Origin of the sequence: Jannaschia donghaensis, assembly GCF_001403795.1 — a bacterium.
GTDB classification, from domain to species: Bacteria; Pseudomonadota; Alphaproteobacteria; order Rhodobacterales; family Rhodobacteraceae; genus Jannaschia; species Jannaschia donghaensis.
The window spans coordinates 1-7,191 of the sequence record NZ_CXSU01000006.1; the positions used below are offsets into that span (position 1 = coordinate 1).

7 protein-coding genes are annotated in these 7,191 nt (G+C 61.9%); 6 read left to right on the plus strand and 1 reads right to left on the minus strand.

All coding sequences use genetic code 11. The features are described from left to right. Positions 1 to 261 precede the first annotated feature (261 nt). The 6 genes from JDO7802_RS04335 to JDO7802_RS04360 all read left to right on the plus strand — a co-directional run bounded on the left by JDO7802_RS04335 (position 262) and on the right by JDO7802_RS04360 (position 5,709). Entirely contained in the window at positions 262 to 771 is a 510-nt protein-coding gene (locus JDO7802_RS04335) for an adenylyl-sulfate kinase (protein ID WP_055083049.1), read from the plus strand. Further along, positions 768 to 1,301 carry a hypothetical protein gene (locus JDO7802_RS18190; protein ID WP_055083051.1) on the plus strand — a complete coding sequence of 178 codons (534 nt, stop codon included), beginning with the start codon at positions 768 to 770 and terminating at the stop codon, positions 1,299 to 1,301. The genes JDO7802_RS04335 and JDO7802_RS18190 overlap by 4 nt, the downstream gene beginning before the upstream one ends. 100 nt (positions 1,302 to 1,401) lie before the next feature. Next, on the plus strand, positions 1,402 to 2,031 hold the full coding sequence (locus tag JDO7802_RS04345) for a formyltransferase family protein (protein WP_222836391.1): 630 nt from the start codon (positions 1,402 to 1,404) through the stop codon (positions 2,029 to 2,031). Next, entirely contained in the window at positions 2,028 to 4,376 is a 2,349-nt protein-coding gene (locus JDO7802_RS04350; RefSeq protein WP_055083055.1) for a PEP/pyruvate-binding domain-containing protein, read from the plus strand. The genes JDO7802_RS04345 and JDO7802_RS04350 overlap by 4 nt, the downstream gene beginning before the upstream one ends. A gap of 71 nt (positions 4,377 to 4,447) precedes the next feature. After that, positions 4,448 to 4,972: a gamma-glutamyl-gamma-aminobutyrate hydrolase family protein gene (locus tag JDO7802_RS04355; RefSeq protein ID WP_222836392.1), complete on the plus strand. Its 525-nt coding sequence runs from the start codon at positions 4,448 to 4,450 to the stop codon at positions 4,970 to 4,972. Next, positions 4,969 to 5,709, plus strand: coding sequence for a phosphocholine cytidylyltransferase family protein (locus JDO7802_RS04360; RefSeq protein ID WP_055083057.1), 741 nt, complete (start codon positions 4,969 to 4,971; stop codon positions 5,707 to 5,709). Before JDO7802_RS04355 ends, JDO7802_RS04360 begins: the two co-directional genes overlap by 4 nt. On the opposite strand, the gene JDO7802_RS04365 is transcribed toward JDO7802_RS04360, so the two are convergent. Then, positions 5,630 to 6,979 (minus strand): hypothetical protein, encoded by a 1,350-nt coding sequence (locus JDO7802_RS04365; RefSeq protein ID WP_055083059.1) that lies wholly within the window; start codon positions 6,977 to 6,979, stop codon positions 5,630 to 5,632. The genes JDO7802_RS04360 and JDO7802_RS04365 overlap by 80 nt on opposite strands. Positions 6,980 to 7,191 lie beyond the last annotated feature (212 nt).

Genomic DNA, 7,191 nt, shown 5'->3' on the forward strand with positions numbered 1-7,191 from the left:
TCCCCAGAACGGATCGTGTCGCACGGCATCCTTCCTCTACATCGGCAATCGGAAGCAGCATCGCCGTTAGATGATCAACAACGCAACAGTCCCATCTCCCACATCTTTTTCGAGTTGAAGCTGTTGAACATGGCAATTTGCCGATGATAGCTACTGTGACGTAAGCCTGCGGATCGCTCTCTTTTACAACGCGAAATCCGCTTCCCGTTTGCGCGCAGTTATGGAAGCGTCACAATCGCTGGACGAGCTTGGAGAATTCCCTTGGTAATCTGGATCATCGGCCTTTCCGGGGCGGGAAAAACCACATTGGCGGATGCCGTGGTCGCCACGGCCCGAAGCGGCGGGGCCGCGGTTGTCTTGGTCGATGGCGATGTCATCCGCGAGACTTTCGGCAACGATCTGGGCCACTCGCTTGAGGATCGCCGCCGGAACGCCGAACGGATCATGCGGCTGTGCCGCTGGCTCGACAGTCAAGGCGTGCATGTCGTCTGCGCGATCCTGTCGCTCTTTCCCGAGCATCGCAAATGGATGCGCGAGAATGTGAAGGCGTATCACGAGGTTTATATCGATGCGCCTTTGCACCAGCTTCAGGCACGGGACGTGAAGGGCCTGTATGCCCGCTATGCCACCGGCCAGACGCAGCAGGTCGCGGGGCTGGACCTCGAATTCCCCGAACCCGAATTTCCCGACACCCTGATCCGGAACGACGGAAGTGAAACCGGCCTGCTGGACCATGCGACGCCTTTGGCGCGACTGCTGATGCCCGCGTGAGCGACTACGGATACACCGACCGCGATCTTCTGGAACGGCGCGAGACATATTTCTACAGCACGCTGGGCGGCGCGGGCTGGCTGGCGGTCTACCGCGAGGCACGCCGCACGGCGTTGTCGCATCTGCCCAAGGGCACCCTGCTGCCGTTCGGCACCGGTGGCCCCTTGCCCGATGGGTCCGGGCCGATCCGCACCGCCGACCTGCTCGACAGTCTCGAAGCCAGTCCCGATCCCGAATGGATCGATCGGCTGGTGCAACGCTTCGAGGTGACGAAGCGTCTTTACGAAAGCTACGACGCGCGCCTGCGGAAGGGCTCCGGCCCGTTCCGCGACCTGAGCCTCTATGCGCGGCTGGCGCGGCTTCTGGCGACGGACCCGGCGCGGCTGGACTGGCTAAATGCCCTTCTCAAGCTTCACGACCTGCTGTTGTCACAGCCGACCGAGGCCTTGCAGTCCGTCAATGGCACGCTCCGCGAAACCGTCGAATGCGAACTGGCCGCAATCGAGCAGCTGGAGAGACGCCATGCGTGAGCTTACCGATCTGACGATGATCTGCGCCGACACGACGCGAAGCCGCGCCTATCTACAGAACCTCGTTCGCGCGGGCCTGCGTCCGGCCCGTGTGTTGGCGATGACGCGGCCCGATGCCGATCTGCCGGGACAGGCACGCGACTTATTGCCCGTCGCGCCGGGAATCGCCGAGCACGACGACCTGTGGCGCATGGCCCATTTCGATCCGAACACAAAACTGGCAGACGATTTGAATGCGATCGGTGCGCCGGTCGACTGGCTGGTCGAAACCGACATCAACGACCCCGCGGTGGTCGACGCACTGTCCTCTGCACCGGGCGGGGTCGCCCTGTACTCAGGCTTCGGCGGCCAGATTCTTCGCGATAATGTTCTGAACGTCGGCAAGCGGATCCTGCATGTCCACGGCGGATACCTTCCGACGTTCAGGGGCTCGACCACGAATTATTACAGCCTTCTCGCCGAGGGTACGCTGGGCGCATCCGCGATCTTCATGACCGCCGAGATCGACGCCGGCCCGATCCTGATGCGACGCAAGTTTTCCGCGCCGCCCGACAAGACCTGCATGGATCACCTGCACGACTCGGCGGCTCGCGCCGTGGTCCTCCTCGACACATTGAGTGCGTGGATCGAGACTGGAGAATGGCCGGTCGTCCACCCTGGGCCAGATGAGGTTGCCCGAACCTACTACGTCATTCACCCGGCTCTGAAACACGTGGCGATCTACACATGACCGCGCTGCCGTCCCGCCTGCTGTCGACCAAGGCCGAAACACTCCGCAACCTGGCCGGTCTCGTGCAGGGCGCGCATATCCTGCCGCAGGTCGCTCTGCGTTGCGGCGACTGGTGGATCGACAGGAAAGCTGCGATCGAAACCGTTCAGCAAGAGCTGGGACCAGACACGGCGCTGATCGTCAGGTCATCGGCCCGGTCCGAGGATACCCTAACCCAGTCGAACGCCGGCGCATTCGCGTCCATCCTGAACGTCACCGGCGCAGATGAGCTGGCCCGGGCGATCAATGCAGTCATCGCCTCCTACGGTGGGACGAACGATCCCGAGGATGTCGTCCTGATCCAACCGATGCTGCGTGACGTCGCGCTGTCGGGAGTCGCCTTCACGCACGATCCGTCCACCAAGTCACCCTATCGGGTCATCAGCCTGCATCGCGGCCCAGACACGACCTCCGTTACCGCGGGCGAAGGGGACATCGAAACCCACGTTCTGACGCCAGACGCGGAACCGGAAGCGCCCGAACTGACCGCCGTAGTGCGGCTTCTCGACGAACTCGAAACGCTCGTTCCCGATCAGCCGTTGGATATCGAATTTGCCCGTGACACCAGCGGCGCGGTCTATCTGCTGCAGGTCCGGGCTCTGGTCATGTCGGGACCGAGACCGGCAACGTCCCGCGCGGATCATCGGGCGACGACGCGCCGCATCGCGGCCAAGGTGGCGGCGGCGCAAAAGGCCCACCCCTATCTGTGCGGACAATCCACCGTCTTTGGTGTCATGCCGGATTGGAACCCGGCGGAGATCATCGGCACCCGTCCGCGCCCGCTCGCCCTGTCGCTGTACCGCAACCTCGTGACCGACGCGACCTGGGCATATCAACGCAACAACTACGGCTACCGCAACCTGCGAAGCTTTCCGCTGCTACAATCCTTCGCTGGTCAGCCCTATATCGATGTCCGGCTGTCCTTCAATTCCTTCATTCCCGCCGATCTGGACGAGGGGATCGCGAACCGCCTTGTCGATCACTACATCGCGCGCCTGGTGGCTGCACCTACGCTGCACGACAAGATCGAGTTTGAGATCGTCTTTTCTTGCTATACGCTGGACCTGCCGGAGCGGATAAAATCGCTCGAAGATGCGGGATTTTCGGAGCAGGAATGTCGGCAGATCCTGAAAAGCCTGCGCCGATTGACGAACCGGGTGATCGACAAGAAAAACGGGCTATGGCGGCTCGATGCAGCGAAGATCGAAACTCTGAAGTCCCGGCATGATCGCATCGCAGCATCCGACCTCGCGCCACAGGAACGGATCTATTGGTTGCTCGAGGATTGCAAGCGGTACGGCACGCTGCCCTTCGCCGGTCTGGCGCGGGCCGGGTTCATGGCGGTTCAGCTTCTGCGTTCGCTCGTAACGACAGGAGTCTTCACCGAGACTGACTACCAAGATTTCATGCAATCGGTGGATACGGTTTCAGGCCAGTTCTCGCGCGACAGCGTGCGTCTGGACCGTGCATCCTTCTTGGCACGGTACGGGCATCTGCGCCCCGGAACCTATGACATCCGCTCGCCCCGCTACGACGAGGCACCCGGCCTGTATCTCGACGGGCGTGACCGCAGCGATAGCGGATCGGAACACAAAGCACCCCAATTTGGCCTGTCGCTGCTTCAGATGCGCCAGATTCGGGAGATGCTGGCCAAGCACAAGCTTCGCCTCGACGTTGTCGAATTGATGGAGTTTCTGCATGTCGGGATCGAACAGCGCGAGTACGCCAAGTTCGTCTTTACACGTAACCTGTCGGACGCGATGGCGATCCTGTCCGACTGGGGGCAAAGCTTGGGGTTCAGCGCCGACGACCTGTCCTACGCCCAGATCAGCGCGATACAGGATCTCAGCGCGCGAACCGACGATCCGGCCGAGTTGATCGGCCGGTCCATTGAGGAGGGTCGCCGCGCCTATGTCGAAACCCAGTCGGTCTGGTTGCCGCCGCTGATAACGCGGCCCGAGAATGTGCATGCTTTTCAGCTTCCCGAGAGCGAACCGAACTTCGTGACGCAAAGCCAGGCAACCGGTGCCGTAGTGCTGCTGCGTCCGGGCGCCCAGCGGGACGACCTCGACGGCGCGATCGTTTTCATCCAAAGCGCCGATCCCGGCTACGACTGGCTGTTTTCGCGCGGTATCGCCGGACTCGTCACCGAATACGGCGGCGTGAACTCGCATATGGCAATCCGTGCGGGCGAGTTGCGGCTGCCGGCCGTAATTGGTGCAGGTGAACTGCTGTTCCGCCGCTGGTCGCGGGCACAGCGTGTGCACATTGATTGTGCGGGCCGGCGAGTGGAAAAGATCGCGTGACCCTGCGGCGCGTCATCATATCGCAACGGTGCGACTTCACCGGTCCGCCGCATGGCGAGTGGCGCGACGCGTTGGACGTCAGGCTGGCCCGGTTCGTGTTGGCGGCCGGCGCCCTTCCCCTGCCGGTTCCCTCAGCTCTGTCGGAGCCGATCCTGGCCGAATGGCTGAACGCCATGGCACCGGATGCTGTGTTGCTTTCGGGCGGATCGGATATCGGCACGACACCGGACCGCGACGCGCTGGAGACGGCACTCATGGATCATGCCCGCCGGCACGCCCTGCCGCTTCTGGGGATTTGCCGTGGGATGCAGGTGCTCGCGCGGGCCGCCGGGGGCGCACTGATGAGAGTCGAGGGGCATGTCGCGACCCGGCATCGCCTGTTCGGTGAGCTCGATCATGATGTGAATTCCTATCATACGCTTGCGCTGGACGGTCTTCCATCCGACTACCGCGCTTTGGCAAAGGCTCCCGACGGCAGTGTCGAGGCCATCTCGCATCGAACTCTCCCCTGGGAGGGCTGGATGTGGCACCCCGAGCGTGCGGACCGTTTTGATCCTTCCGATGTCGCTCGCTTCGGAAAGGTTATCTCAAGATGAAGACCCTTATTCTCGCTGCCGGGCGGGGCTCTCGTATGCGGCATCTGACGGAAGACAGGCCGAAGGGGCTGACACCGCTGGATGGCATTCCGCTGATCGAACGACAACGGACCGCCCTGATGCAAGCCGGCGCGACCGAGATAGGGATCGTCACCGGCTATCTTGCCGAGCAGCTCGTCTCCTACGGCGATGCCACGTTCCACAATCCGCGTTGGGCGGAAACGCAGATGGTCAGCTCGCTTGCCACGGCCGAAGCATGGCTTAGTGCCGAGCCGGTCATCGTCAGCTACAGCGACATCTTCTACTCGGCGGCCACGGTTTCGGCTTTGGCCGACGCGACCGCTGACCTCGCCATCACATTCGACACCGAGTGGCGGTCACAGTGGGAAGGGCGGTTCGACGATCCGCTGCTCGACGCCGAGACCTTCCGCCTGCGAGATGAAGGCGGCACGATGTTTCTGACCGAGATCGGCCGGGTCCCCCGCGCCATCGACGAGATCGAAGGCCAGTACATGGGGCTTTTGCGGTTCACCCCCGCAGGCTGGAGACAAATCGCCGACGCGCGGGCCACGCTGGACCACAAGACCCGCGATGCACAAAGCATGACGGAGCTTTTGGACTTCATGATCGCGCGCGGCGCGCGCGTCCAGGCAATCCCTACTTCGGACGCATGGGGCGAGATAGATAGCGTCGAAGACCTGGCGTTCTTCGAAGGATCGCACCGCCCAGACGCCTGATCCGCCTGTAGGGCGAAGTCTCGAAAGCCGGGCCGAGCTTATTTCGCGTGGGCTCAACGTTCGCCGGAAACCTGGCCGCGACCTTTTCGACGACACGGTCATATTGCCTGCGGTAGGCTGCTTCCGTCATAGCGCGAAACGGGCGACGCGGCACCTCAAGCCATTCGGCGCGGCCGCGTCCGGAGATAATGTCCGGCATGATTTCCGACATGTAGCCGACCGACCGTCCAGGATTGTAGATGAAGTCATTCCTTCGGGCGATGACTGCGGCTTGCCGTTTCGGTGCCTCCTTCATCAGCCGCTGGACCTCGACGCGCAGGTTTTCCGGGTCCGCCACCTTCACGCCGATGGGATCGAAGGGAACGCTTCCCGTATCCCGAAGTCGCGCGTCCGGTCGCACCTCGTAGAACACGACGGGCCGGGCGTATCCAAGACCGAACGATATGGCGACCGAGGATCGATCGGACACCATGAGTGCCGTTCGTCTTGTGACAGCTTCGCCCGTGGGAGTCCGGTCCAGAACGAAACGCTTGTTATCAACGAACGGCGCAGAGATCTTGCTGACAAGATCGGCGTCCTCTCCGGGATAGGGACGGAATGCGATACGATGGTCAGGGAAATCGCTCAGCAAGGTCGAAAGGATTGCCTTCCCGGATTGGGCGAGCGTGCCGAATGGAAGCCGGGAGTTCGTCGGCGCGTATGTAATCGTGTCAAGCGTATCTGCGCTGGTATCGGTCGCCATCAGGTGGTCGATCTTCGGATAGCCGAACGGAATGATCGACAGGGCCTTTCTCCTGCCTCTCAACGCAGCGGCTGGCAGGATCCGATCGACATGCGGTCGGTAATTGTCCAGCGTCCAGGCTTCGGCTGATTGCTGCACGAGAACCGCGAAATAGTCCATGTTCGCCATGGCGACCGGATTTATTTTCAATACATCAGCATAGTTCTGTGCAAGCGCGTGATCGGGCAACGAATGGTAGACACCGACCCGTGCACAGTTTCGGGGCGCGGAGCAGACGCCAATCTCGGATGAAATGAAAATAGTGACCCCGGAAATGCTGCCGACATCACTCTCTCTTATGGCAAAACAGGGTGTCTTGGCGCTGAAGCCAAGGCTGTCCGGGTTATCGGTCAGACGCCGTGCGTATGCCACCACAACACTGAACCCGTCTTCCTGCAGCCGCTCTGCGATCGGGCGAAGCGTTGTGATCCGCGGACGCGTCGGGATCCAGATCAGGATCACCGGCTTTTCTCGCAGGGTCGCGATCATCTGTTTTAGGAGAGTAAGCTGGTCGTCGGCCAATTCAATTATCTCGTGACTAAATATGCAACGCCGATCGCCACCGGCAAACGGCCCGTATCATGCGCCGCCATCGAACGGAATACGAACCGACCGGGACTGTTGCGTTAGCTGGCTTTGAGCACGGATCGGCCATTCGTCCGCTCTTTCAGGTCGTCTTACGGAACAGGGCCCGGACAAAG

Excerpts from the sequence above, each read along its gene's own strand:
- JDO7802_RS04345 (WP_222836391.1), top strand. The coding sequence starts at position 1,402 with ATGACGCGGCCCGATGCCGATCTGCCGGGACAGGCACGCGACTTATTG.
- JDO7802_RS04350 (WP_055083055.1), top strand. The coding sequence starts at position 2,028 with ATGACCGCGCTGCCGTCCCGCCTGCTGTCGACCAAGGCCGAAACACTC.
- JDO7802_RS04360 (WP_055083057.1), top strand. The coding sequence starts at position 4,969 with ATGAAGACCCTTATTCTCGCTGCCGGGCGGGGCTCTCGTATGCGGCAT.
- JDO7802_RS04365 (WP_055083059.1), bottom strand. The coding sequence starts at position 6,979 with ATGATCGCGACCCTGCGAGAAAAGCCGGTGATCCTGATCTGGATCCCG.